Origin of the sequence: Pseudomonas fragi (assembly GCF_025426255.1) — a bacterium.
In the GTDB taxonomy this organism is placed as follows: Bacteria; Pseudomonadota; Gammaproteobacteria; order Pseudomonadales; family Pseudomonadaceae; genus Aquipseudomonas; species Aquipseudomonas kulmbachensis.
In genome coordinates, this window is sequence record NZ_CP104861.1 from 731110 (window position 1) to 756503 (window position 25394).

The 25394-nt window shown below is 56.6% G+C and carries 27 protein-coding genes and 1 pseudogene; 21 read left to right on the plus strand and 7 right to left on the minus strand.

Annotation, left to right across the window (positions count from 1 at the left end; all coding sequences use genetic code 11):
* Positions 1 to 17 precede the first annotated feature (17 nt).
* Both N7D90_RS03490 and N7D90_RS03495 read left to right on the plus strand, forming a co-directional pair.
* Positions 18 to 506: a TIGR00645 family protein gene (locus N7D90_RS03490; protein WP_048362450.1), complete on the plus strand. Its 489-nt coding sequence runs from the start codon at positions 18 to 20 to the stop codon at positions 504 to 506.
* 143 nt (positions 507 to 649) lie between these two features.
* The gene (locus tag N7D90_RS03495; protein ID WP_016779413.1) at positions 650 to 1267 is read left to right on the plus strand and encodes an FKBP-type peptidyl-prolyl cis-trans isomerase; all 618 of its coding nucleotides are present in this window, start codon (positions 650 to 652) and stop codon (positions 1265 to 1267) included.
* A gap of 98 nt (positions 1268 to 1365) precedes the next feature.
* On the opposite strand, the gene N7D90_RS03500 is transcribed toward N7D90_RS03495, so the two are convergent.
* From N7D90_RS03500 to N7D90_RS03510, 3 genes are all read right to left on the minus strand, one after another.
* Positions 1366 to 1638: a hypothetical protein gene (locus tag N7D90_RS03500; RefSeq protein WP_261740898.1), complete on the minus strand. Its 273-nt coding sequence runs from the start codon at positions 1636 to 1638 to the stop codon at positions 1366 to 1368.
* A gap of 195 nt (positions 1639 to 1833) precedes the next feature.
* Positions 1834 to 2175, minus strand: a complete 342-nt coding sequence (locus N7D90_RS03505; protein ID WP_261740899.1) for a zinc ribbon domain-containing protein YjdM — start codon at positions 2173 to 2175, stop codon at positions 1834 to 1836.
* A 202-nt stretch (positions 2176 to 2377) separates the two neighbouring features.
* Positions 2378 to 3346: a polyprenyl synthetase family protein gene (locus N7D90_RS03510; RefSeq protein WP_261740900.1), complete on the minus strand. Its 969-nt coding sequence runs from the start codon at positions 3344 to 3346 to the stop codon at positions 2378 to 2380.
* 241 nt (positions 3347 to 3587) lie between these two features.
* Here N7D90_RS03510 and rplU point away from each other — a divergent pair, with 241 nt between their 5' ends.
* The 5 genes from rplU to N7D90_RS03535 all read left to right on the plus strand — a co-directional run bounded on the left by rplU (position 3588) and on the right by N7D90_RS03535 (position 7354).
* Positions 3588 to 3902: a 50S ribosomal protein L21 gene (gene rplU / locus N7D90_RS03515; RefSeq protein WP_003443915.1), complete on the plus strand. Its 315-nt coding sequence runs from the start codon at positions 3588 to 3590 to the stop codon at positions 3900 to 3902.
* Between the two features lie 34 nt (positions 3903 to 3936).
* A complete protein-coding gene (gene rpmA, locus N7D90_RS03520) occupies positions 3937 to 4212 on the plus strand; it encodes a 50S ribosomal protein L27 (protein WP_003443913.1) in 276 nt (91 codons plus the stop codon).
* 197 nt (positions 4213 to 4409) lie between these two features.
* Positions 4410 to 5636, plus strand: coding sequence for an Obg family GTPase CgtA (cgtA, locus tag N7D90_RS03525; RefSeq protein WP_261740901.1), 1227 nt, complete (start codon positions 4410 to 4412; stop codon positions 5634 to 5636).
* A 123-nt stretch (positions 5637 to 5759) separates the two neighbouring features.
* Positions 5760 to 6878: a glutamate 5-kinase gene (gene proB, locus N7D90_RS03530; protein ID WP_261742367.1), complete on the plus strand. Its 1119-nt coding sequence runs from the start codon at positions 5760 to 5762 to the stop codon at positions 6876 to 6878.
* Between the two features lie 14 nt (positions 6879 to 6892).
* Positions 6893 to 7354: a CreA family protein gene (locus tag N7D90_RS03535; protein WP_261740902.1), complete on the plus strand. Its 462-nt coding sequence runs from the start codon at positions 6893 to 6895 to the stop codon at positions 7352 to 7354.
* 296 nt (positions 7355 to 7650) lie between these two features.
* On the opposite strand, the gene rpsT is transcribed toward N7D90_RS03535, so the two are convergent.
* The gene (rpsT, locus tag N7D90_RS03540) at positions 7651 to 7929 is read right to left on the minus strand and encodes a 30S ribosomal protein S20 (protein WP_003443902.1); all 279 of its coding nucleotides are present in this window, start codon (positions 7927 to 7929) and stop codon (positions 7651 to 7653) included.
* A 250-nt stretch (positions 7930 to 8179) separates the two neighbouring features.
* On the opposite strand from rpsT, the gene murJ reads away from it, so the two are divergent.
* The 6 genes from murJ to ispH all read left to right on the plus strand — a co-directional run bounded on the left by murJ (position 8180) and on the right by ispH (position 15569).
* Entirely contained in the window at positions 8180 to 9718 is a 1539-nt protein-coding gene (gene murJ / locus N7D90_RS03545) for a murein biosynthesis integral membrane protein MurJ (protein ID WP_261740903.1), read from the plus strand.
* 118 nt (positions 9719 to 9836) lie between these two features.
* Positions 9837 to 10787 carry a bifunctional riboflavin kinase/FAD synthetase gene (ribF, locus tag N7D90_RS03550; protein ID WP_261740904.1) on the plus strand — a complete coding sequence of 317 codons (951 nt, stop codon included), beginning with the start codon at positions 9837 to 9839 and terminating at the stop codon, positions 10785 to 10787.
* Complete coding sequence (gene ileS, locus N7D90_RS03555; protein ID WP_261740905.1) at positions 10784 to 13615, plus strand: isoleucine--tRNA ligase; 2832 nt, start codon at positions 10784 to 10786, stop codon at positions 13613 to 13615. The genes ribF and ileS overlap by 4 nt, the downstream gene beginning before the upstream one ends.
* Complete coding sequence (gene lspA / locus N7D90_RS03560) at positions 13608 to 14126, plus strand: signal peptidase II (RefSeq protein WP_261740906.1); 519 nt, start codon at positions 13608 to 13610, stop codon at positions 14124 to 14126. The genes ileS and lspA overlap by 8 nt, the downstream gene beginning before the upstream one ends.
* On the plus strand, positions 14119 to 14556 hold the full coding sequence (gene fkpB, locus N7D90_RS03565) for an FKBP-type peptidyl-prolyl cis-trans isomerase (protein WP_261740907.1): 438 nt from the start codon (positions 14119 to 14121) through the stop codon (positions 14554 to 14556). Before lspA ends, fkpB begins: the two co-directional genes overlap by 8 nt.
* Positions 14557 to 14621: 65 nt before the next feature.
* A complete protein-coding gene (ispH, locus tag N7D90_RS03570; RefSeq protein WP_261740908.1) occupies positions 14622 to 15569 on the plus strand; it encodes a 4-hydroxy-3-methylbut-2-enyl diphosphate reductase in 948 nt (315 codons plus the stop codon).
* Here the strand turns inward: ispH and N7D90_RS03575 are convergent.
* Positions 15566 to 16087 (minus strand): GspH/FimT family pseudopilin, encoded by a 522-nt coding sequence (locus tag N7D90_RS03575; protein WP_261740909.1) that lies wholly within the window; start codon positions 16085 to 16087, stop codon positions 15566 to 15568. The two genes, ispH and N7D90_RS03575, sit on opposite strands and share 4 nt — an antisense overlap.
* 243 nt (positions 16088 to 16330) lie before the next feature.
* Between N7D90_RS03575 and pilV the strand changes: the two are divergent.
* From pilV to thiO, 5 genes and pseudogenes are all read left to right on the plus strand, one after another.
* A pseudogene (gene pilV / locus N7D90_RS03580) lies at positions 16331 to 16531 on the plus strand (type IV pilus modification protein PilV); the annotation flags it as partial.
* A 35-nt stretch (positions 16532 to 16566) separates the two neighbouring features.
* Entirely contained in the window at positions 16567 to 17241 is a 675-nt protein-coding gene (locus tag N7D90_RS03585; protein WP_261740910.1) for a PilW family protein, read from the plus strand.
* Between the two features lie 8 nt (positions 17242 to 17249).
* Positions 17250 to 17792, plus strand: coding sequence for a PilX N-terminal domain-containing pilus assembly protein (locus N7D90_RS03590; protein ID WP_261740911.1), 543 nt, complete (start codon positions 17250 to 17252; stop codon positions 17790 to 17792).
* Positions 17793 to 17802: 10 nt separating this feature from the next.
* Positions 17803 to 18204 carry a type IV pilin protein gene (locus tag N7D90_RS03595; RefSeq protein WP_261740912.1) on the plus strand — a complete coding sequence of 134 codons (402 nt, stop codon included), beginning with the start codon at positions 17803 to 17805 and terminating at the stop codon, positions 18202 to 18204.
* Positions 18205 to 18237: 33 nt separating this feature from the next.
* Positions 18238 to 19338, plus strand: a complete 1101-nt coding sequence (thiO, locus tag N7D90_RS03600; protein WP_261740913.1) for a glycine oxidase ThiO — start codon at positions 18238 to 18240, stop codon at positions 19336 to 19338.
* A gap of 109 nt (positions 19339 to 19447) precedes the next feature.
* Here thiO and N7D90_RS03605 read toward each other — a convergent pair whose 3' ends face one another.
* Entirely contained in the window at positions 19448 to 19678 is a 231-nt protein-coding gene (locus tag N7D90_RS03605; protein WP_261740914.1) for a PP0621 family protein, read from the minus strand.
* A gap of 118 nt (positions 19679 to 19796) precedes the next feature.
* The gene (locus tag N7D90_RS03610; protein WP_261740915.1) at positions 19797 to 20810 is read right to left on the minus strand and encodes an outer membrane protein assembly factor BamD; all 1014 of its coding nucleotides are present in this window, start codon (positions 20808 to 20810) and stop codon (positions 19797 to 19799) included.
* 148 nt (positions 20811 to 20958) lie between these two features.
* Here N7D90_RS03610 and rluD point away from each other — a divergent pair, with 148 nt between their 5' ends.
* The 3 genes from rluD to clpB all read left to right on the plus strand — a co-directional run bounded on the left by rluD (position 20959) and on the right by clpB (position 25340).
* Positions 20959 to 21921: a 23S rRNA pseudouridine(1911/1915/1917) synthase RluD gene (rluD, locus tag N7D90_RS03615; protein ID WP_261740916.1), complete on the plus strand. Its 963-nt coding sequence runs from the start codon at positions 20959 to 20961 to the stop codon at positions 21919 to 21921.
* Positions 21918 to 22652, plus strand: coding sequence for a peptidoglycan editing factor PgeF (gene pgeF, locus N7D90_RS03620; RefSeq protein WP_261740917.1), 735 nt, complete (start codon positions 21918 to 21920; stop codon positions 22650 to 22652). The genes rluD and pgeF overlap by 4 nt, the downstream gene beginning before the upstream one ends.
* A gap of 120 nt (positions 22653 to 22772) precedes the next feature.
* The gene (gene clpB / locus N7D90_RS03625; protein WP_261740918.1) at positions 22773 to 25340 is read left to right on the plus strand and encodes an ATP-dependent chaperone ClpB; all 2568 of its coding nucleotides are present in this window, start codon (positions 22773 to 22775) and stop codon (positions 25338 to 25340) included.
* The last annotated feature ends 54 nt before the right edge of the window (positions 25341 to 25394 follow it).

Sequence of the window (25394 nt, forward strand, 5' to 3'; positions counted from 1 at the left end):
ATTTCCTGTGAGATTCAATGGAACGCTTTATCGAAAACGCAATGTACGCCTCGCGCTGGATCCTGGCGCCGATCTATTTTGGGCTCTCGCTGGGCTTGCTGGCTTTGGCGTTGAAGTTCTTTCAGGAAGTGTTTCACGTAATCCCTAACGTGTTCGCGCTAAGTGAGTCGGATTTGATCCTGGTCATCCTGTCGCTGATCGACATGGCGCTGGTGGGCGGTTTGCTGGTGATGGTGATGATCTCCGGTTACGAAAACTTCGTCTCGCAACTGGATATCGACGAACACAAAGAGAAGCTTAGCTGGTTGGGGACGATGGACTCCACGTCGCTGAAGATGAAAGTAGCGGCTTCGATTGTGGCGATTTCCTCGATCCACCTGCTGCGGGTGTTTATGGATGCACGCAATATCGAGCCTCAGTACCTGATGTGGTACGTGATTATTCATATGACCTTTGTGATATCGGCGTTTGCGATGGGCTATCTGGATAAATTGACCAAACACTGAGGTCGGCCGTGCAGGCGTGCACAAACCCGGGCTGCGAAGGCTTTGGGGGCTGTGGTAGTCTGCTGGCCCTTTTTTGGTTCAGGGTGTCCGGGAGCAGCGGTTAATACGGCTTTTTCTGGGCACCCCCACAGCGGAGCAGTGTTATGTCCGAAGTAAATCTGTCGACCGACGAAACCCGCGTTAGCTACGGTATTGGCCGTCAGCTGGGTGACCAACTGCGCGACAACCCGCCACCGGGCATCAGCCTGGATGCAATCCTGGCTGGCCTGACTGACGCTTACGCGGGCAAGGAAAGCCGTGTAGGTCAGGAAGAAATGTCGGCCAGCTTCAAGGTGATCCGCGAGATCATGCAAGCTGAAGCCGCTGCCAAGGCAGAAGCTGCTGCAGGCGAAGGCAAGGCTTTCCTGGCTGAAAACGCCAAGAAAGACGGCATCACCACTCTGGCTTCCGGCTTGCAATTTGAAGTTGTGACTGCGGGCGAAGGTGCTAAGCCATCCCGTGAAGACACCGTGCGTGTTCACTACCACGGCACCCTGATCGACGGCACTGTGTTTGACAGCTCCTACGATCGTGGTCAGCCAGCTGAGTTTCCGGTTGGCGGCGTGATCGCAGGCTGGACTGAAGCCCTGCAACTGATGAACGCCGGCAGCAAATGGCGCATCTACGTGCCGAGCGAACTGGCTTACGGCGCGCAAGGCGTTGGCAGCATTGCTCCGCACAGCGTGCTGGTATTCGACGTGGAACTGCTGGACGTTCTGTAAGAACTCGGCGCTTTAACGTTGTAGAGCGGGCTTGCTGGCGATCGGGATGACTGTGTGTCGTCTGTATCGCGAGCAAGCCCGTTTGCTTTTGGCGCACGTCATATTTCTATTTTGGCGTGATGCTCGTGAGTGTCGGTCGTGCCGATTGGGCGCAATGCCCGGGCATAGCAGAACAGAAACAAGTTACGCACCAACTCCTTGAGCACCACCGGCTCGCTTGAGTTGAGACCGTTGAAATCCAGGTCGCCCTGATCCTGTAGTTCGTTTAGCGCTTCTTCTTCCAGTACGGCACAGACTTCCCCGGTTTCCCGATGCAGGATTCGCAGGTAGGGATGTGGACGGTCCAGCCAGGCATCAATCAAATAAGTCATGTGTGTCATCTCCTTGATGAATACCAATGAGAATAATTCTTATTCAATTAATAGCAAGTGCCTATTGGCGGATTTGTATTTTTTCTGGATAAAAACTGCTGCCGATCAAAGCGGCTGGCTTTTTGATATTGCGAAGGGGTGGGGCGGGGGAGGTCGCACCTTCCTGCGCGAAACGCAGGAAGGTAAGCAACAGAATCAGACTTTGCGTACGAACTCGGACTTGAGTTTCATTGGACCAATACCGTCGATCTTGCAGTCGATATCGTGGTCGCCATCGCACAGACGAATATTTTTGACCTTGGTGCCGACTTTGACCACCAGGGACGTGCCCTTGATTTTCAGGTCCTTGATTACGGTAATAGTGTCACCGTCGACCAGAATAGTGCCCGCGGAGTCTTTGTAGACTTTTTCATCGCTGGCTTCTTCAGCCTCGCCGTTGGCGGACCACTCATGGGCGCATTCCGGGCAGATCAGCTGAGCGCCGTCTTCGTAGGTGTATTCGGAATTGCATTTTGGGCAGGGTGGCAACGTGCTCACTAAAGCTCCTTAAGAGTCAGGATGGCTAAAAGGCACGCATTATATAGGGTTTTGTTGGCGGGCGGGTAAACGTGGAGCTTTACCGAACGCGTAGCCGCTGCCGCAGGCTGCGACGGGCTGCGCAGCGACCCTTCTTGAATGCTCAAGCGAAGGTCCTGCGGCCCTTGTCGCAGCCTGCGGCAGCGGCTACAGCGTCACGGGATCAGTGCGTACGCGCTACCGCAAATTCACTCAGTTCCACCAGCGCGTCGCGGTATTCGCTTGGCGGCAGGGCTTCAAGGCAAACAATGGCACGGGCAACGTAGTCGCGAGCCAATTGTGCGGTGTACTCCAGCGAACCAGAGGCCTCAACGGCAGCACGAATGCTTTCAAGGTCCTCAATGCCACCTTTCTGGATGGCTTTGCGTACCAGGGCAGCCTGCTCGGGTGTGCCTTCACGCATGGTGTAGATCAGCGGCAGGGTCGGCTTGCCTTCAGCCAGGTCGTCACCGACGTTCTTGCCCAGGGTTTCGGCGTCACCGCGGTAGTCGAGCAGGTCGTCCACCAACTGGAAAGCCACGCCCAGGTGATCACCAAAGGTACGCAGCGCTTCGCTTTGTTCTGGTGTGGCACCGGCCAGTGCCGCAGCGCTGTGGGTCGAAGCCTCGAAAAGCATCGCGGTTTTACCGCGAATGACTTCCATATAGGTTTCTTCGGTGGTGCTGGCGTCGCGCACTTTAGACAGCTGCAATACTTCGCCTTCGGCAATGATGCGGGTAGCTTGCGACAGGATTTTCATCACTGGCATCGAGCCCAGCTCAACCATCATTTCGAAGGAGCGCGAGTACAGGAAGTCGCCGACCAGCACGCTGGGTGCGTTGCCCCACGTAGCATTGGCCGTTTTGCGGCCACGGCGCATGCCCGACATGTCGACCACGTCGTCGTGCAGCAGGGTCGCGGTGTGCAGGAACTCGATGGTCGCTGCCAGCAGACGCATATCGTCGCCTTCGCGGCCAAGGGCCTTGCCACACAACAGCACTAATAAAGGACGAAGGCGTTTGCCTCCAGCCGAAGTAATGTAGTCGCCGATTTTTGAGACCAGCGGCACGCGTGAAGTCAGCTGCTTCTTGATGATGCCATCGACGGCGCTAAAATCGTCCGCCACCGCGCGGTAGAAAGCTTGGGGTTGCATCAGCGACAGGTGCTCCAGAAGGGTTGCGCGGCATGCTAGGTCGGGGGGCTGGGCCTGTCAAGGCGCGATGGACGGCCCCTTGCAACCCTGGCATGGCTTGCGTACAATCGCGCACCCTGAACTTCCTGGGCAGCACCTGCCTTACGCAATTGCACTTGGGCCGTTCCAGCCCCATGCAGCCATGCCAGCCAATACCTTTACCTATAAAGAGCTGGGTGAGCAGGATTATCGGAGAAATACCATGTCGTACGCAGTAATCGTTACTGGTGGCAAGCAATACAAAGTAGCTCCAGGTGAATACCTGAAGATCGAAAAACTGGAAATCGCTACCGGCGAATCCGTAACTTTTGATCGCGTTCTGTTGGTCGCCAATGGCGACGACGTAAACATCGGCGCTCCAGTTGTTCCTGGCGCCACTGTTGTTGCTGAAGTGATCTCCCAAGGTCGTCACGATAAAATCCGCATCATCAAGTTCCGTCGTCGTAAGCACCACATGAAGCGTATGGGCCACCGCCAGTGGTACACCGAGATCAAAATCACCGGTATTCAGGCTTAATTTCAGCCTAATTCCTCACTAGGAGAATTGACTCATGGCACACAAAAAAGCTGGTGGTAGTACCCGTAACGGTCGCGACTCAGAAGCCAAACGCCTTGGCGTGAAGATGTATGGCGGCCAGGCTATCATTCCGGGCAACATCATCGTGCGTCAGCGCGGCACCCAATTCCACGCTGGCTACGGCGTTGGTATGGGCAAAGATCACACCCTGTTCGCGAAAGTGGAAGGCGTGATCAAGTTCCAGGTTAAAGGCGCCTTCGGTCGTCGCTATGTAAGCATCGTTCCGAAGACTGCAGTCGTCGCGGCGTAATAGCTTGGTAGCTGGAAGAGCCCTGTCTTGCGACGGGGCTTTTTCGTTTGTGGGGTGAGTCTCTTGCAAAACTGTTTGTATGGGCTGCTGGCGCTGGATTTTACGGTCGTTGATTGAGGTCGCTGCGCTCATTTTTGCAAGAGTCTTATGTCTTGGTTTTTATCGGCTCGTCCTGATGACGAGAGGCGTGTTTTGTTATGAAGTTTGTTGATGAAGTATCGATCAAAGTAAAAGCAGGCGACGGTGGTAACGGTTGCATGAGTTTCCGTCGTGAGAAGTTCATCGAAAATGGTGGGCCAAACGGTGGTGATGGTGGTGACGGCGGCTCGATCTACATGATCGCCGACGAAAACCTCAACACTCTGGTTGACTACCGTTATACCCGCCACTTTGATGCCCAGCGCGGCTCGAACGGCGGCAGTGCGGATTGCACGGGTCGCAAAGGTGAAGATCTGGAGCTGCGTGTTCCGGTCGGCACTACGGTGATCGATGCGGGCACTCAGGAAATTATCGGCGACCTGACCAAGGCCGGCCAGCGTTTGCTGGTGGTGCATGGCGGTTGGCACGGTCTGGGTAACACCCGTTTCAAATCCAGTACCAACCGGGCTCCGCGCCAGACTACTCCGGGCAAACCGGGTGAGCAGCGCGACCTGAAACTGGAATTGAAAGTGTTGGCTGACGTGGGTCTGTTGGGCTTGCCGAATGCCGGTAAAAGTACCTTTATCCGCTCGGTGTCTGCAGCCAAGCCAAAAGTGGCGGATTATCCGTTCACTACTCTGGTGCCAAACCTGGGTGTAGTCAGCGTGGATCGCTGGAAGAGCTTTGTGATTGCCGATATTCCTGGCTTGATCGAAGGTGCTTCCGATGGCGCGGGCCTGGGGATTCGTTTCCTCAAGCATTTGGCGCGTACCCGTCTGTTGCTGCACCTCGTCGACATGGCGCCGGTTGAAGGCAGTGAAAGTGCTGCTGACACCGCTGAAGTCATCGTTAATGAGCTGACCAAGTTCAGCCCGTCGCTGGCTGAGCGTGATCGCTGGTTGGTCTTGAACAAGTGCGATTCGTTGCCGCAAGACGAGCATGACGCGCGAGTTAAAGAAGTTGTTGAGCGTCTTGAGTGGACTGGCCCGGTTTACGTGATCTCGGCTATTGCCAAGATCGGTACCGAAAAACTGTGCCACGACATCATGCGTTATCTGGAAGATCGTGCAGACCGTCTGGCCAATGATCCTGCTTACAAGGAAGAATTGGCTGAGCTGGATCAGCGCATCGAAGATGAAGCGCGTGCGCAGCTGCAAGCACTGGATGACAAGCGTGCCCTGCGTCGCAGCGGCGTGAAGAGCGTCCACGACATCGGTGACGATGACTGGGATGAGGAAGATGTTGATGATGAAGATGGTCCGGAAATCATTTACGTCCGCGACTGATTCGTTGCAGTAAACTACAGCGCCGCTCCATGAGCGGCGTTTTAGCATCTACGATTTGGTAATCAAAAATAATTCCATGGGTGGCGCTCGGTCGCGCTGCTCTCAGGCATAGGTTGGATGATGATGCGGAGCAAGGTGACGGGTGCACAGCGCTGGGTTGTTAAGATCGGCAGCGCGTTGCTGACAGCGGATGGCAAGGGTCTGGATCGCGCCGCGATGGGCGTTTGGGTCGAGCAGATGGTGGCCTTGCACGAGGCGGGCGTTGAGCTGGTGCTGGTGTCTTCGGGTGCGGTTGCGGCCGGGATGAGTCGCCTGGGCTGGACGGTGCGACCGAGTGCCATGCACGAGCTGCAAGCGGCTGCGGCCATTGGCCAGATGGGCTTGGTACAGGCCTGGGAGTCGAGTTTTGCCGAGCACTCCCGGCACACGGCGCAAATCCTGCTGACCCATGACGATCTGTCTGATCGCAAGCGTTATCTCAATGCTCGCAGCACTCTGCGTGCGCTGGTGGAATTGGGTGTGATCCCGGTCATTAATGAAAATGACACGGTGGTTACGGACGAAATCCGCTTCGGTGATAACGATACGCTGGCGGCGCTGGTGGCCAATCTGGTTGAGGCGGACCTGTTGGTGATTTTGACCGATCGCGACGGCATGTTTGATGCCGATCCGCGCACTAACCCTGATGCAAAAATGATCTACGAAGCGCGTGCCGATGATCCTGCGCTGGATGCGGTGGCGGGTGGTACCGGTGGGGCTCTGGGGCGTGGTGGCATGCAGACAAAACTGCGTGCAGCGCGTCTGGCGGCTCGCTCCGGGGCGCACACGATTATCGTGGGCGGGCGTCTGGAGCGTGTGCTGGATCGTCTTAAGGCTGGCGAGCGTCTGGGAACATTGCTGTCGCCTGAGCGTGGCCTGCTGGCGGCGCGCAAGCAGTGGCTGGCCGGGCATCTGCAAACCCGAGGCACGCTGGTACTGGATGATGGTGCTGTCGCTGCGTTGTCCCAGGGCAACAAAAGCCTGCTGCCAGTGGGGGTCAAGGCGGTTCAGGGTGGTTTCCGGCGCGGCGAGATGGTGGTGTGCGTGGCATCGGACGGTCGAGAAATTGCCCGTGGCCTGGCTAACTACAGCGCTGGCGAAGCGCAAAAAATTATTGGGCAGTCGTCGGATGCGATTGTCGGTTTGTTGGGATATATGGCGGAGCCTGAGCTGGTTCACCGCGATAACCTGATTCTGGTTTGATTTTGAGGTGTTCTATGCGCTTGATTGGCGGTTTGTTGGGGTTGATATTGGCGGTGCCGTTGCTGGCATCGGCTGAAGAGATTGGCTCGGTGTCGACGGTATTCAAGTTTGTCGGGCCGAATGATCGCATTGTGGTCGAAGCGTTTGATGATCCCAAGGTAGATGGCGTGACTTGCTACCTGTCTCGTGCCAAAACGGGCGGCATGAAAGGTGGTCTGGGCTTGGCTGAGGATCGTGCTGAGGCGTCGATTGCGTGCCGTCAGACCGGTCCGATCAGCTTCAAGGGTGACCTGAAGGATGGCGACGAGGTGTTCAAGGAGCGCACGTCCTTGGTATTCAAGACTATGCAGGTCGTGCGATTCCTCGACAAGAAGCGCAATACGTTGGTGTATCTGGTGTATAGCGACCGTCTGATCGAAGGTAGCCCGCAGAATGCGGTAACGGCGATCCCGATTTTGCCGTGGCCGCACGAGTAACGGGTCTTAATAAAAAAGCTGCGGTTATCGCAGCTTTTTTTTGCCGATATTTTGCTGCGTTGTCGCTTTTGTAGCCGCTGAGGAGTGGGGCGAGGCTGCGTTCGGCGGCGAAGCCGTCGCAAAACCATGGGGAGCGGGTGTTGCGAGGGCTATCGGGTTTGCGAATAGTTCACGCTTGAGCGCAGCCTCGCTCCGCTCCTCAGCGGCTACAGGATGTGCATTGTGTTCGGGAAGGGTGTCAAATCGCAGGCAATAAAAAACCGACCCTGAGGTCGGTTTTTTAAAAAGCTTATCGCTTAAGCGGCAGTCGCAAGGTTCAACGCCTTGACGTGGCCATTCAGGCGGCTCTTATGGCGAGCAGCTTTGTTCTTGTGGATGATGCCTTTATCGGCCATACGGTCGATAACAGGTACAGCCAGAACATAAGCAGCTTGCGCTTTAGCAGCGTCTTTTGCGTCAATGGCTTTAACTACATTCTTGATGTAGGTACGAACCATGGAACGCAGGCTGGCGTTGTGGCTGCGACGCTTCTCAGCCTGTTTTGCACGTTTTTTGGCGGAAGGTGTGTTGGCCACCGTCGAGCTCCTCGAAAGACTTTTGGGAAATAACAAACAAAATAGGCCGCGAATCATGCCGATGACGAGAACTCTTGTCAAGGGCGTTTGATGCGATCCGCTGAGTGGTGGATCGAGGCAGACGGGATATTTATTTCCGGCGCTTGACCTGTAAACTCGCGAGCTTGGCTCTGTGCTGTTGCGGCGCGCAGTATCGCATAAGTGGGCGCTTTGTACGCCTGCTCTTTCTCTATAGGCAAAAACTCTTTCAATGAATTTGCTCAAATCGTTAGCAGCCGTCAGCTCTATCACAATGATTTCAAGGGTTCTGGGCTTTATCCGAGACACCATTATTGCGCGCACTTTTGGTGCCGGGATGGCCACGGATGCGTTCTTTATTGCCTTTAAACTGCCTAATCTGTTGCGCAGGATTTTCGCCGAGGGGGCTTTTTCACAGGCCTTTGTGCCGATTCTGGCGGAATACAAAAACCAGCAAGGTGAGGAAGCAACGCGAACATTTGTGGCTTACGTCGCCGGTCTGCTGACGTTGGTACTGGCAATCGTGACCATTTTGGGAATGATTGCCGCGCCTTGGGTGATCTGGGCGACGGCGCCGGGGTTTGCCACCACGCCAGAGAAGTTCGAGCTGACTTCTGACATGTTGCGGGTAACGTTCCCTTATATATTGCTGATCTCGCTGTCATCGTTGGCAGGGGCAATCCTCAATACCTGGAACCGCTTTGCGGTGCCGGCCTTTGTTCCGACGCTGCTTAACGTCAGCATGATTATTTTCGCATTGTTCCTGACCCCGTACTTTGATCCGCCGGTGATGGCGCTCGGGTGGGCGGTGTTGGCCGGCGGTTTGGCCCAATTGCTGTTTCAGCTGCCGCATCTAAAGAAAATCGGCATGTTGGTCCTGCCACGGCTGAATCTGCGTGACACCGGGGTATGGCGGGTCATGAAGCAAATGCTGCCAGCTATTCTGGGCGTTTCAGTCAGTCAAATTTCTCTGATTATCAACACTATTTTTGCCTCATTCCTGGTTGCCGGGTCGGTGTCCTGGATGTACTACGCAGACCGTCTGATGGAGTTGCCTTCAGGTGTGTTGGGTGTGGCGTTGGGCACGATTCTGTTGCCGACACTGTCAAAAACCTACGCCAATAAAGACCGCCAGGAGTATTCGCGGATCCTCGATTGGGGCTTGCGTCTGTGCTTTGTACTGGTGCTGCCATGCTCGTTGGCGCTGGCGATTCTGGCTGAGCCGCTGACTGTGTCGTTGTTTCAGTATGGTCAGTTTTCGGCGTTGGATGCGGCCATGACCCAGCGCGCGTTAATCGCATATTCGGTTGGCCTGCTCGGTATTATTTTGATTAAAGTACTGGCGCCCGGGTTTTACGCGCAGCAGAACATACGGACCCCGGTGAAAATTGCCGTGTTCACGCTGATCGTTACGCAGTTACTCAACCTGGTATTTATTGTGCCGTTGCAGCATGCCGGTCTGGCACTGGCAATCAGCGTGGGTGCCTGCATCAATGCCGGGCTGCTGTTTTGGCAGATGCGCAAGCAAAAGCTGTTTGTCGCGCAGCCAGGCTGGACCAAGTACCTGTTCAAGCTGGTGTTGGCGGTGGCCGTGATGTCCGCTGTGTTGCTGGGTTTGATGCATCTGATGCCTGCCTGGGATCATGGCAATATGCTGGAGCGCTTTACTCGTCTGGGCGGGTTGGTTGTTGCAGGCGTGCTGGCGTATTTCGGCATGTTGTTGCTGTTGGGCTTGCGTTTGAAGGATTTCGCCCGCAAGTCACTTATGTAAGGTAATTGAAGGTCAGACGTCGATTTTGTCGAATTGACCTGATTTGCCTTGCGCTGTTGCCTGTCGTACCGGGCTGGGTGTGGTTATAATCGACCACTTTATGAGCAAGAAGCGCGTTATGCAGCTGGTTCTAGGCCTTCACAATCTGCGGCCCCAGCATCGGGGCTGCGTCGCCACTATTGGCAACTTTGACGGTGTACACCGTGGTCACCAGGCTATCCTGGGCCGGCTGCGTGAGCGTGCACTGGAGTTGGGCGTGCCCAGCTGCGTGGTGATTTTCGAACCGCAGCCGCGCGAGTTCTTTGCCCCCGAAACAGCCCCGGCGCGTCTGGCCCGGCTGCGCGACAAGCTGCAGCTGCTGGCGGACGCCGGGGTTGATCGGGTGCTGTGCCTGGCGTTCAATCAACGCTTGTGCAAGCTCAGCGCTGCCGAGTTTGTCGACACCATTCTGGTGGACGGCCTGGGTGTGCAACATCTGGAAGTCGGTGACGACTTTCGTTTTGGCTGCGACCGCGTGGGCGACTTCGATTTTTTGCAGCAAGCAGGCCTGATGCAGGGCTTTACCGTCGAGGCCGCGCAAACGGTCGAACTTGATGGCGTACGCATCAGCAGCACCAAGGTGCGCGATGCCTTGGCCGTCGCAGATTTCCCCCTCGCAGAACGTTTGCTGGGGCGTCCTTTTCAAATTGCTGGCAGGGTATTGCACGGGCAAAAACTGGCGCGCCAATTAGGTACGCCGACAGCCAATATCCAGCTCAAGCGTCGTCGTGTTCCGTTGACCGGGGTTTACCTGGCCAGCGTCGAGATCGATGGTAAAACCTGGCCCGGCGTCGCCAACATTGGCGTCAGGCCAACCGTAGCAGGGGATGGCAGCGCCCATCTTGAAGTACATCTATTGGATTTCGCCGGTGATCTGTATGGCCGGCGTTTGACTGTGGCATTCCACCACAAGCTGCGTGATGAGCAGCGTTTCGCCTCCCTGGAGGCGCTCAAGACGGCGATCAATGCGGACGTCGCCGCCGCCCGAGCCTATTGGCTGGGTCAACCGCTTAAAAAGAGCCTGAAATGACCGACTACAAAGCCACGCTAAACCTCCCGGACACCGCCTTCCCAATGAAGGCCGGCCTGCCACAGCGCGAACCGCAAATTTTGCAGCGCTGGGACAGCATTGGCCTGTACGGGAAGTTGCGCGAGATTGGCAAGGATCGTCCGAAGTTCGTACTTCACGACGGTCCTCCGTACGCCAACGGCACGATTCACATCGGTCATGCGCTGAACAAGATTCTCAAGGACATGATCATCCGCTCCAAGACCCTTTCGGGTTTTGACGCGCCGTACGTGCCGGGCTGGGACTGCCACGGTCTGCCAATTGAGCATAAGGTCGAAGTGACCCACGGTAAAAACCTGAGCGCGGATAAAACCCGCGAGCTGTGCCGTGCCTATGCAACTGAGCAGATCGAAGGCCAGAAGTCCGAGTTCATCCGCCTGGGTGTGCTGGGTGACTTCGCCAATCCGTACAAAACCATGGACTTCAAAAACGAAGCCGGTGAAATCCGTGCTTTGGCCGAAATCGTCAAAGGCGGTTTCGTATTTAAAGGCTTGAAGCCTGTGAACTGGTGTTTCGACTGCGGTTCGGCCCTGGCTGAAGCAGAAGTTGAATATCAGGACAAAAAATCGGCCGCCATCGACGTCGCGTTCCCGATTGCGGATGAAGCCAAGCTGGCTGAGGCCTTTGGCCTGGCAGCTCTGAGCAAGCCAACCTCGATCGTGATCTGGACCACCACCCCGTGGACCATTCCGGCCAACCAGGCGCTTAACGTGCATCCGGAGTTCACCTACGCGCTGGTCGACGTAGGCGACAAACTGCTGGTATTGGCTGAAGAACTGGTTGAATCCAGCCTTGCCCGCTACAACCTGCAAGGTTCGGTCATCGCCACCACAACCGGTGCTGCGCTGGAGCTGATCAACTTCCGTCACCCGTTCTACGATCGTCTGTCGCCAGTTTATCTGGCCGAGTACGTTGAGCTGGGCGCTGGCACTGGCGTGGTTCACTCCGCCCCGGCTTACGGCGTAGACGACTTCGTGACCTGTAAAGCCTATGGCATGGTCAACGACGACATTATCAACCCGGTGCAAAGCAATGGCGTGTATGTGCCGTCGCTGGAGTACTTCGGTGGCCAGTTCATCTGGAAGGCCAACCAGAACATCATCGACAAGCTGATCGAAGTCGGCTCGCTGATGTTTACCGAAACCATCAGCCACAGCTATATGCACTGCTGGCGCCACAAGACTCCGCTGATCTACCGCGCTACCGCGCAGTGGTTTATCGGCATGGACAAAGAGCCGACTGCCGGCGATACCCTGCGCACCCGTGCGATCAAGGCTATCGAAGACACTCAGTTTGTTCCGGCATGGGGTCAGGCCCGCCTGCACTCAATGATCGCCAATCGCCCTGACTGGTGCATCTCGCGTCAACGCAACTGGGGCGTACCGATTCCGTTCTTCCTGAACAAGGAAAGCGGCGAGCTGCACCCACGCACCGTCGAAATGATGGAAGAAGTGGCCAAGCGCGTTGAAGTCGAAGGCATTGAAGCCTGGTTCAAAATGGACGCCGCCGAGCTGCTGGGCGACGAAGCGCCGTTGTACGACAAGATCACTGACACCCTGGACGTCTGGTTTGATTCGGGCACTACGCATTGGCACGTTCTGCGCGGTTCGCACCCGATGGGTCACGAGACCGGCCCGCGTGCCGATCTGTACCTCGAAGGTTCCGACCAGCACCGTGGCTGGTTCCACTCGTCGTTGCTGACCGGTTGTGCCATCGACAACCACGCGCCGTACCGTGAACTGCTGACCCACGGTTTCACCGTGGACGAGGCGGGCCGCAAAATGTCCAAATCTTTGGGCAACGTGATTGCACCGCAGAAGGTCAACGACACCTTGGGCGCTGACATCATGCGTCTGTGGGTTGCTTCGACCGACTATTCGGGTGAAATCGCGGTTTCCGACCAGATCCTGCAACGCAGTGCGGACGCCTACCGGCGTATCCGTAACACCGCGCGCTTCCTGCTGTCGAACCTGACCGGCTTCAACCCGGCTACCGACATCCTGCCAGCCGAAGAAATGCTGGCCCTGGACCGTTGGGCTGTGGATCGCGCTCTGTTGCTGCAACGCGAGCTTGAGCTGCATTACGGCGAATACCGTTTCTGGAACGTGTACTCCAAGGTGCATAACTTCTGCGTGCAGGAGCTGGGTGGTTTCTACCTGGATATCATCAAGGACCGTCAGTACACCACCGGCGCTGACAGCAAGGCCCGTCGTTCGTGCCAGACCGCACTGTTCCACATCTCCGAAGCGCTGGTGCGCTGGATCGCTCCGATCCTGTCGTTCACCGCTGACGAGTTGTGGCAATACCTGCCAGGCGAGCGCAACGAATCGGTCATGCTCAACACCTGGTATGAAGGCCTGACTGAAATGCCGGAAGGCACCGAAATGGATCGCGCCTATTGGGAGCGGATCATGGCGGTCAAGGTTGCGGTCAACAAAGAGATGGAAAACCTGCGCGCAGCCAAAGCCATTGGCGGCAACTTGCAGGCTGAAGTCACCTTGTTCGCCGAAGATCAACTGGCCGCGGACCTGTCCAAGCTGAGCAACGAACTGCGTTTCGTGCTGATCACCTCCACTGCCAGCGTTGCACCGTTCTCGCTGGCGCCTGTGGATGCGGTTGTTACCGAAGTAGCGGGCCTCAAGCTCAAAGTGGTCAAGTCGGCTCACGCCAAGTGCGCGCGCTGCTGGCATTGCCGCGAAGATGTCGGCGTGAACCCGGAGCATCCGGAAATCTGCGGCCGTTGCGTCGACAACATCAGCGGCGCCGGCGAGGTACGTCACTATGCCTAATACCAGCACTACCGGGCGCTTCGGGCGCCTGGGCTGGCTCTGGTTGACCTTGCTGGTCCTGGTCATTGACCTGACCACCAAGGTCTATTTCGACAACTCGCTGCAGATGTACCAGCAAATTGTGGTGATCCCTGATCTCTTCAGCTGGACCCTGGCCTACAACACTGGCGCGGCCTTCAGCTTTCTGGCTGACAGTGCTGGCTGGCAGCGCTGGTTGTTTGCATTGATTGCTGTAGTGGTCAGTACTGTGCTGGTGGTTTGGCTCAAGCGCCTTGGGCGCAATGACACTTGGTTGGCCATCGCGCTGGCACTGATTCTGGGTGGCGCGTTGGGTAATCTGTATGACCGCATTGCCTACGGCCATGTAGTCGATTTCATTCTGGTGCATTGGCAAAATCGCTGGTACTTCCCTGCTTTCAACTTCGCCGACAGTGCGATTTGTGTAGGTGCCGTGATGCTGGCGTTGGATATGTTCAAAAGTAAAAAGTCCGGAGAGCCCGCTCATGACTGAGCAACGCATTGGCCAAAACACACAAGTCACTCTGCATTTCGCTTTGCGCCTGGAGAATGGCGACACCGTCGACAGCACCTTCGACAAATCCCCGGCCACCTTCAAGGTTGGTGATGGCAGCCTGCTTCCAGGTTTTGAAGCTGCATTGTTCGGTTTCAAGGCGGGTGACAAGCGCACGCTGGAAGTTCCTCCAGAGAACGCCTTTGGCCAGCCTAACCCGCAAAATGTGCAGATAATTGCGCGTTCGCAGTTCAAGGACATGGAGTTGTCGCAGGGTTTGCTGGTGATCTTCAACGACGCGGCCAATACTGAGCTTCCGGGTGTGGTCAAAGTCTTTGACGATGAACAAGTAACTATCGATTTCAATCATCCGTTGGCAGGCAAAACCCTGACCTTCGAGGTTGAAATCAAAGACGTTAAAGCGCTGTAACTCAGTGCCCGGCTGCGGCCGGGCCTGATAGGCATTATTTTTCTGCGCGCCCCACGAGGCCTAGTATGCATATCAAACTCGCCAACCCCCGTGGCTTCTGCGCTGGGGTGGACCGTGCGATTGAAATCGTCAATCGTGCTCTGGAAGTCTTCGGTCCGCCTATCTATGTTCGCCACGAAGTGGTGCACAACAAATTTGTCGTCGAAGACCTGCGCTCCCGTGGCGCGATCTTCGTTGAAGAGCTGGATCAGGTTCCGGACGATGTCATTGTGATTTTCAGTGCTCACGGCGTTTCCCAAGCCGTACGTACAGAAGCTGCAGGGCGTGGTCTTAAAGTATTTGACGCTACCTGCCCGCTGGTGACCAAAGTGCATATCGAAGTTGCGCGCTATAGCCGTGACGGTCGCGAGTGCATCCTGATCGGCCATGCCGGTCACCCTGAAGTTGAAGGCACCATGGGTCAGTACGACGCCGGTAATGGCGGTGCGATTTACCTGGTTGAAGACGAAAAAGACGTCGCCAACCTGCAGGTCGCCAACCCGGAAAAACTGGCGTTTGTTACCCAGACCACCTTGTCGATGGACGATACCAGTCGTGTCATCGACGCCCTGCGCGCGCGCTTTCCAGCCATTGGCGGGCCGCGCAAGGACGACATCTGCTACGCGACGCAAAACCGTCAGGATGCGGTCAAGCAGTTGGCCGATGAGTGCGATGTCGTGTTGGTGGTGGGCAGCCCGAACAGCTCCAACTCCAATCGCCTGCGTGAGCTGGCTGAACGTATGAAGACGCCGGCCTATCTGATCGATGGAGCCGAAGATCTGCAAAAAAGCTGGTTCGACGGTGTGCAGAACATTGGTATTACGGCAGGTGCTTCGGCCCCTGAAGTTCTGGTACGTGGCGTGATCCAACAGTTGCATGCCTGGGGCGCAACCGGTGCCGATGAGCTGGCCGGCCGCGAAGAGAACATTACGTTCTCCATGCCCAAGGAACTGCGTGTTCGCGCAATCACCTAAGCTTTTGCACATAACGCCTGTGCAGCCTGATTGCTGCGCAGGCTGATACGCCCGCTTTTTGCCAGTACCACCTGAAAGTGGCTCTGTGCAGTCCTGGCCTGACAAACGTGCAGCGTCCCTGCCTGGAAGGCGCCCCCACTTAGCAGAGGCTCGCCCAACGGGTTGAAACGCACATGGTTTTTAACTGGCGTATTGCCCGCAATGGGTATGCGTCCACTGACTTGGGTTTCGCTCAGTACCGGGTTGCTCTTGTCCAGATGGCTCTGGCCATTGAGGTCCAAAATAGTCCGCCAACCTCGGCTCCAGTCCCCCTCTAGCGCATAAACCACTACATATTGATGACGTAGCAGTGCTTCGGTACGTGCGCTGCGCAGGCTGCTGGCCAGTTGTTCGGCAGCGACCTGGTGCCGTTGATTTTCAGTGAGCGCGCTATAGACCGGGCTGGAAAATCGGGCAGCGATCGCCACGATCGTCAGTGCCAGCAGTAACTGGATCAGGCTCATGCCACGTTGGTGCACAGTGTCCTCCCTGGATATTTTCTGGCATGTGTTATCGGTATAGCTGAAGCGGAATCTGCGGATCCCCGGTAATAGTTTCATCATGTTTGTGGCGTTATTGACCGGCTACGGCTCACGAAGTCAGGTGAATAATCGTGTTGTCTTGCTTGGAATCGTCCTACCAGTGGGGGCTGTAACTGGCGCTAGGCTTTTGGCTGGGCGACACAGGATGTGTCGTTGTCGTCATAGACATGGAGGGTTCACATGCCTCGATTAAATAAAAGCCGACAAGTTGGAATGACCCTGATCGAAGTGCTGATTGCGCTGTTGATTCTGTTTATCAGCCTGTTGGGTTCTGCCGGTATGCAGCTCAATGCCCTGAAATACACCACCAGCGCGCTAACAAGTACCCAGGCCAGTTTTATTGCCTACAGCACGCGGGATCAGGTGCGGGCCGCCGTGAATCCGACTCTGAACCGCCATGCAACGGCAAAAGCATCATGAACAGGCCGAATTCGGGGTTTGGCCTGATCGAGCTGATGGTGGCATTGACGTTGGGTTCGCTGGTGGTGTTGGGGCTGGCACAAGTTTTTTTAAGCAGTCGCGCCACCTACTTGAGCCAGCGCTCATCGGCAATGCTGCAAGAGGATGCGCGCTATGTGCTGAGCAAAATGGCGCGTGAAATTCGCATGGTGGGCATGTTCGGCTGCCTTCCGATTGATCGCATCATTGATGCACCGGAGGTGTTTAAAACGCCTGTTTCCGGGCATGGCAAATCGTTTCGCATGATCACTGCGGACATGGGGCGTCAGGCGGGTAGGCCTGACTGGACGGTGGTGTCTGACTGCACAACATTCGCAAAAGCCTACCCTGGCGCGCGATTATCTTTGGCCCTTGGTGAAATGGCTTTCCCCCTGCGTGAGTTGTTTTACCGCTTCGAGAGTGGGCAGTTGAAAACCGGGCCCAATAAAACAGTGCTGCTCGATAATGTGGCTGCGTTTGATGTGAGTTTTGGCGTAGCAGGTGCGCAGTCGGTGATGCGCTATGAGGACCGTCCGGCCAATGTTTCCAGTATCCGTAGCGTACGTATCGGCCTGACCTTGCGAGACCCTGGGGGGCGGGTCAAGGATCAGGCATATCAGTTGGTTGTCGCTTTGCGTAATCGACGGGTTTAGGGCCGCCCATGTTTTTTTCGTTAAGTACTCAGCGTGGGATGGTGCTGCTGGTCAGTCTGGTATTTATGTTGCTGCTCAGTCTGACGGGCCTGGCTTCCATGGTCAGCGCAACACAGCAGGAAAAAATGGCTGCAGCCATTCAGCGTGTCCATCACTCATTCCAGGCTGCGGAAGCGGCGCTAAACAGTGGTGAATCCTGGCTTCTGGACGGATGGGCCGGATTAGTGCCGTGCACTTCGCCAGCCGGCTGTAACCCGCCTGCAGAGGCCCGCTCTCAGGTAGTGCCAGCGCTTGATCCGGTATCCGGGGTGCTTTGGGTGGGCGTTACGGATGGGTTGTATGGCATGCAGAACCTTGGGCCGAGTGTTACTCCAGGGCATTTCCCGGTGACCACCACGACCCGTTTGTATCGAGTTACCGGCATTGGCTTGTGCGGGCAGTCGCGTACGGTGCTGGAGAGTGTTTATGCACGTTATCAGGACGTGTATGACGGTCCTGAAGAGGATGCCCCCCAGCGTTTTCGCCGGGTTATGTGGCGGCAGCTGCAATAGGGAATACGCAATGTATAGACGTGGAGCAGGTTTTACCTTGATCGAACTGATGATCGCCGTGGTGATCATCGGTATCCTTGGTGCATTCGTTTATCCGCTGTATGGCGATTATGTGAAGCGGGCGTATCGCTCTCAAATCGTTGTCCTGTTAACGACGCAAGCCCAAAGTCTTGAGCGCTTTTATACAAAAAACGCGATATATAGCGGCGTGCAAGACCTCAGTTCAGGTAATCAGTACTACGACATTACGATCGATCTCGCAGATCACGCCTTCTTGCTGACGGCGACGCCTAAAGCGGGTTCGGCAATGGCGGGTGATCCATGCGGGAGCTTTATGCTGGCTCATACCGGTTTGGCAACGATTACCCAGGCCGCCCCGGGCCTGACACTGCATCAGTGCTGGGGGCGCTAACGATTAATTTTGAATCATGGGCTGGATTAATAGATGGCTAGGCAGCAACGGGTAGTGATTGTCGGGGGTGGGGTTATCGGCCTGCTGACTGCGTTTAATCTGGCCGCTGATGTTGAGCAGGTGGTTCTGCTGGACCGTAGTGGTGTAGGGCAGGAGTCTTCATGGGCGGGCGGAGGGATTGTTTCGCCGCTTTATCCGTGGCGCTATAACTGTGCGGTTACGGCACTGGCCCACTGGTCACAGGATTTTTACCCACTATTGGCCGAGCGTTTGTTCGCCTCTACGGGGGTCGATCCAGAAGTGCATACCACCGGCCTGTATTGGCTGGATCTGGACGATGAGGCGCAGGCACTGGAGTGGGCCCAGCGTGAGGGCAGGCCACTTGCAACGGCCGATATCTCGGCGGTTGGCGATGCTGTGCCGGTGTTGGGTGGCGGTTATTCGCGCGCCATTTATATGGCCGATGTAGCCAATGTGCGCAATCCGCGGCTGGTTAAGTCGCTCAAGGCTGCGCTGCAGGCCATGCCCAATGTCACGATTCATGAGCAGTGCGAGGTCCTGGGGTTTATTCATGAAGGCGAAAAAATTGCCGGTGTGAATACCACTCAAGGTGAGATTCGCGGCGACGAAGTAGTGCTGTCGGCGGGTGCATGGAGCGGTGAGCTGTTGAGTGGCTTGGGTATTGAACTACCCGTGGAACCGGTCAAAGGCCAGATGATTTTGTACAAGTGCGCGTCCGACTTCTTGTCGTGCATGGTGCTGGCCAAAGGGCGTTACGCCATCCCACGTCGCGACGGTCATATCCTGATCGGCAGCACGCTGGAGCACGAAGGTTTTGACAAAACCCCGACTCAAACAGCCCTTGAGAGCCTGAAGGCCTCCGCGGTCGAGTTGATCCCAGCATTGGCTGATGCAGAAGTGGTGGGGCATTGGGCTGGCTTGCGCCCGGGGTCGCCGGAAGGCATTCCGTATATTGGTCGGGTGCCGGGCTTTGGCGGGTTGTGGCTCAACTGTGGGCATTATCGCAACGGGCTGGTGCTGGCGCCGGCATCCTGCCAGTTGTTTGCTGATTTGCTACTGGGCCGTGAGCCGATCATCGATCCGGCGCCTTATGCGCCAGAGGGGCGAATTTAAGGCTTGCGCTGTAGCCGCTGCCGCAGGCTGCGATGAATTGCGCAGCGACTCTGAAGTCTTGAAGGTCCTGCGGCCTTTATCGCAGCCTGCGGCAGCGGCTACAGGGGAACTAGCCCCGTGGCTTTGGCCCTTGCTCCAGATGCTGCTGGGTGCAATACCACTCTTGTTGCTGGCTCAGTGCCCGGTCGCGGGGCAGGTGCACGCCGCAGTGGGCGCAGCGCACCATCGGTAGGACGCCCGGTTCGACCGGTTTTTTGGTATCGGCCGCAACGGCTTTGTATTTGCGCCAGAGCCACACGCCCGCAGCAATCAAAGCAGCCCAGATCAGTAAACGAAGCATGGTTATTCGCTATTCGAGAAAAGATGCGCCAGTTTAGCCAAGGACTTGGCAGGCGCACAGCGCCAAATCAAACATAAAAAAAGAGCCCCGAAGGGCTCTTTTTTTTGGCGCTGAACAATCAGTCGAACAGGCCAAGGGTCATGTAGCTGAACCATGAGCGGCTTTTACCTTCCGCTTCAGGTTCTGGTATCACATTGCCGTCAGCATCCTTTGGCTTCAGTTCAGCCGGGATTGCATCCTTGGCGTCCTGATACTGCTTCTGGATGTCCATGTTGGCACGGGTTTCACCCGGTGGCAGCGGCGTAGTGGACTCGATCAGGCCCAAGGTGGCCTTGCTCAGCCACGAGCGGTTGTCCGATTCGGAAGTCTGCGGAACAAACTGACCGTCAACCAGGCTTGGGTGGTCCGGATAGTTGGTTTTGAGCACTTCAAGGCTGGTGTTGGCCAACTGGTCGAGGTGCATGCGCTGGTAAGACTCAACCATTACCGCCAGGCCGTCACCGACCGAAGGGGTTTCCTGGAAGTTTTCGACCACATAGCGACCACGGTTGGCAGCAGCTACATAGGCCTGACGAGTCAGGTAGTAATCGGCTACGTGGATTTCATACGCTGCCAGCAGGTTGCGCAGGTAAATCATGCGCTGCTTGGCGTCTGGTGCGTAACGGCTGTTGGGGTAGCGGCTGGTGAGCTGGGCGAACTCGTTGTAAGAGTCACGTGCAGCGCCAGGATCGCGCTTGGTCATGTCCAGCGGCAGGAAGCGCGCCAGCAGGCCCACGTCCTGGTCAAACGAGGTCAGGCCTTTAAGGTAATAGGCGTAATCAACGTTGGGATGCTGTGGATGCAGGCGGATAAACCGTTCTGCAGCCGACTTGGCCGCTTCGGGTTCGGAGTTTTTGTAGTAGGCGTAAATCAGTTCAAGCTGGGCTTGGTCGGCGTAGCGACCGAACGGGTAGCGTGACTCCAGAGCCTTGAGTTTGGCGGTAGCACTGGTATAGCTGTGGTTGTCCAGGTCGGCCTGTGCCTGCTGGTACAGCTCGACTTCGCTGAGGTTTTCGTCAACTACTTCTTTTGTTGACGAGCAAGCGGCAGTCAGTGCGAGGATGGCGATCAGCAGCAGGTGTCTCACTTGCATGGCGGCTTGCGTCCCTATGACGGCCGCTGTCTTGGGCGGGTCCGTCCTGTTATGATGAGCGCCCCGTGAAAAGCCTCGGGGCAAAAGACGCCGTATTTAACCACAAGCGCGCAGCCGAAACCAAAGGCTTGGCGCGGTCCTGATGAGCATGTCCGAGAAAATTCAACTTCGCGAAGAGGTGCCGTCCGAACTGGGTGGCCAACGCCTCGATCAAGTCGCCGCACAATTATTCGCTGAGCACTCGCGCTCGCGCCTTTCCGCCTGGATCAAAGATGGCCGCCTTACTGTGGACGGAGCCGTCATACGCCCCCGTGACATTGTGCACGGTGGTTGCATCCTGGAGCTGACTGCAGAGCAGGAAGCCCAGGGTGAGTGGATCGCTGAAGACATCCCCCTGGATATCGTCTATGAAGACGATGACATCCTGGTCATCAACAAGCCCGCGGGCCTGGTGGTGCACCCGGCTGCGGGGCATGCCAGTGGCACTTTGCTCAACGCCTTGCTGCACCACATACCGGACATTATCAATGTGCCGCGTGCTGGGATCGTGCATCGCCTGGACAAGGACACCACTGGTCTGATGGTGGTCGCCAAGACCATCCAGGCGCAGACGCAACTGGTTACACAGTTGCAGAGCCGCAGTGTCAGCCGGATCTATGAGTGCATTGTTATCGGTGTTGTCACCGCTGGGGGCAAGATCGACGCGCCCATCGGTCGTCACGGCCAGCAGCGCCAACGCATGGCGGTAATGGAAGGCGGCAAGCAGGCGGTAAGTCATTACCGTGTGCTTGAGCGTTTCCGTTCCCACACCCATGTACGGGTCAAGCTGGAAACCGGTCGTACGCACCAGATTCGTGTGCATATGTCTCATATCAACTTCCCGTTGGTCGGAGACCCCGCCTACGGTGGTCGCTTCCGCATTCCGCCGTCTGCCAGTGTGACGATGGTCGAATCGCTGAAAACTTTCCCGCGTCAGGCGCTCCATGCTCGTTTCCTGGAGCTGGATCATCCGACGACCGGTAAGCGCATGAGCTGGGAATCGCCACTGCCGGACGATTTTGTCTGGTTGCTGACGTTGCTCAAGCAAGACCGCGAGGCATTCATCGGGTGAACACCTTCCTGATTCCTGACTGGCCTGCGCCGGCAGGCATCAGGGCCTGTGTGACCACTCGTGCGGGCGGCGTCAGTCTGGCGCCGTTCGACAGCTTCAATCTGGGCGACCATGTGGGCGACGACCCTGTCGCTGTTGCGCATAACCGCCAGCGCCTTACCCATATTTTTGACGTACAGCCCGCTTGGCTCAGCCAGGTTCACGGGGTTGTAGTCGCACCTGCCAACCCTGAACTGATTGTTGAAGCCGACGCCAGCTGGACGGCCACTCCCGGTATTGCCTGCACGGCAATGACGGCAGACTGCTTGCCTGCGCTGTTTTGCGATCGTGCAGGCACTCGCGTTGCAGCAGCCCATGCCGGTTGGCGCGGGCTTGCAGCGGGGGTGCTTGAAGCCGCAGCGCAAAGCCTCAATGTTGAACCGCAAGAGATTCTTGTGTGGCTGGGACCGGCCATCGGCCCCAAAGCGTTCGAGGTTGGCACCGAGGTTCGGGAAGTCTTTGTCACGGACATGCCTGAAGCGGCTGGAGCCTTTGTGCCCAGCGCCAATGCCGGGCGCTACATGGCCGACATCTATGAGCTGGCGCGTTTGCGCTTGGCCCGTTTCGGCATCAACGCCGTATACGGTGGCGGTTTTTGCACCGTGACCGACCCTCGCTTTTATTCCTACCGGCGCAGTCCTCGTACTGGCCGTTTTGCATCACTGGTTTGGATCGAAAGACCGTCCAGCTGACTTGCGTCATTTTTCAAGCGCTTGAAACTCCCGTAATTGCCCGCATCTACTAAGGTATCTGGCAGGTTTCTTCATTCAGGAGTTTCCATCCCTCCGGCCTGCTCATAAGGAAGGTGACGAATGCGTATAGATAGATTAACCAGCAAGCTGCAATTGGCGTTGTCCGATGCTCAGTCTTTGGCCGTAGGCCTTGACCATCCGGCCATTGAGCCTGCTCACTTGATGCAAGCATTGCTGGAACAGCAGGGCGGTTCGATCAAGCCGCTGCTGATGCAAGTCGGTTTTGATGTAAACAGCCTGCGCAAAGAACTGGCTAAAGAGCTCGATCAGCTGCCAAAAATCCAGAATCCTACTGGCGACGTGAATATGTCGCAGGATCTGGCGCGTCTGTTGAACCAGGCAGACCGGCTGGCGCAGCAAAAAGGCGATCAGTACATCACCAGCGAAATGGTGTTGCTGGCGGCCATGGACGACAACAGCAAGCTGGGCAAACTGTTGCTGGGCCAAGGCGTCACCAAGAAAGCCCTGGAAAACGCCATCAACAACTTGCGCGGTGGCGAAGCGGTCAACGACCCGAACGTCGAAGAGTCGCGTCAGGCGCTGGATAAATACACCATCGACCTGACCAAGCGCGCCGAAGAAGGCAAGCTCGACCCGGTCATTGGTCGTGACGATGAAATTCGCCGCACCATTCAGGTCTTGCAGCGTCGTACCAAAAACAACCCGGTACTGATCGGTGAACCTGGCGTGGGTAAAACCGCGATTGCCGAAGGTCTGGCCCAACGGATCATCAACGGCGAAGTGCCTGACGGCCTCAAAGGCAAACGCCTGCTGTCGTTGGACATTGGTGCGTTGATTGCTGGTGCCAAGTTCCGTGGTGAGTTCGAAGAGCGTCTTAAAGCATTGCTCAACGAGCTGTCGAAACAGGAAGGGCAAATCATCCTGTTTATCGACGAACTGCACGTAATGGTCGGTGCCGGCAAGGGCGAGGGCGCAATGGACGCGGGCAACATGCTCAAGCCTGCGCTGGCGCGAGGTGAGTTGCACTGTGTAGGTGCCACAACGCTCAACGAGTACCGCCAATACATCGAGAAGGACGCAGCGCTTGAGCGTCGTTTCCAGAAAGTACTGGTAGAAGAGCCGAGCGAAGAAGACACCATCGCGATCCTGCGTGGCCTCAAAGAGCGTTATGAGGTTCACCACAAGGTGGCTATTACCGACGGTGCAATCATTGCCGCGGCCAAGCTCAGCCATCGCTATATCACTGATCGTCAGTTGCCCGACAAGGCGATTGACCTGATCGACGAGGCGGCCAGCCGTATCCGCATGGAGATCGACTCCAAGCCTGAGGTACTGGACCGTCTGGAGCGCCGCTTGATTCAACTCAAGGTTGAAGCGCAGGCACTCAAGAAAGAAGAAGACGAGGCAGCGAAAAAGCGCCTTGAGAAACTGCAGGAAGAAATCCAGCGTCTTGAGCGCGAGTATTCTGACCTGGAAGAAATCTGGACCTCGGAAAAAGCCGAAGTGCAGGGTTCTGCGCAGATCCAGCAGAAGATCGAGCAAGCGCGCCAGGAGCTTGAAGTGGCACGCCGCAGCGGTAACCTCAACCGCATGGCCGAGTTGCAGTACGGGATCATTCCCGACCTGGAGCGCAGCCTGCAAATGGTCGATGAGCACAGCAGCAAAACTGAAAACCAGTTGCTGCGCAGCAAGGTGACCGAAGAGGAAATCGCTGAAGTGGTATCGAAGTGGACGGGTATCCCGGTCTCCAAGATGCTCGAAGGCGAGCGCGACAAGCTGATGAAGATGGAAAGCTTGCTGCATCAGCGCGTGATTGGTCAGGACGAGGCGGTTGTGGCTGTGTCCAACGCGGTACGCCGTTCGCGTGCAGGCCTGAGTGACCCGAACCGCCCAAGCGGCTCGTTCATGTTCCTTGGCCCGACCGGTGTGGGTAAAACCGAGCTGTGCAAGGCGCTGGCCGAGTTCCTCTTTGATACTGAAGAGGCGATGGTGCGGATCGATATGTCCGAGTTCATGGAGAAACATTCCGTGGCTCGATTGATTGGTGCGCCACCGGGCTATGTAGGTTACGAAGAAGGCGGTTACTTGACCGAAGCAGTACGGCGCAAGCCTTACTCGGTGATCCTGCTGGACGAAGTCGAGAAGGCTCACCCGGACGTGTTCAACGTGTTGCTGCAAGTGCTTGAAGACGGTCGCCTGACTGACAGTCATGGTCGCACGGTGGACTTCCGCAATACGGTGATCGTGATGACGTCCAACCTGGGCTCTGCACAGATCCAGGAGCTGGTTGGTGATCGTGAAGCACAGCGTGCAGCGGTGATGGATGCGGTAAGCACCCACTTCCGTCCGGAGTTTGTGAACCGGATCGACGAAGTGGTGATCTTCGAGCCTCTGGCCCGTGATCAGATTGCCGGCATCGCCGAGATCCAGTTGGGTCGTCTGCGCAGCCGTCTGACTGAGCGTGACCTGAGCCTTGAGCTGAGTCAGGAGGCTCTGGATAAACTGATAGCGGTAGGTTACGACCCGGTTTATGGCGCACGCCCTCTGAAACGTGCGATCCAGCGCTGGATCGAAAACCCGTTGGCACAGCTGATTCTGTCCGGTCAGTTCTTGCCAGGCACTACCGTGGTAGCCACCGTGAAGGACGACGAAATCGTCTTTGCATAAGGCTTGAAAGTGGTGCTTTAAGGAAGGCCTCGCATTGCGAGGCCTTTTTTTTAT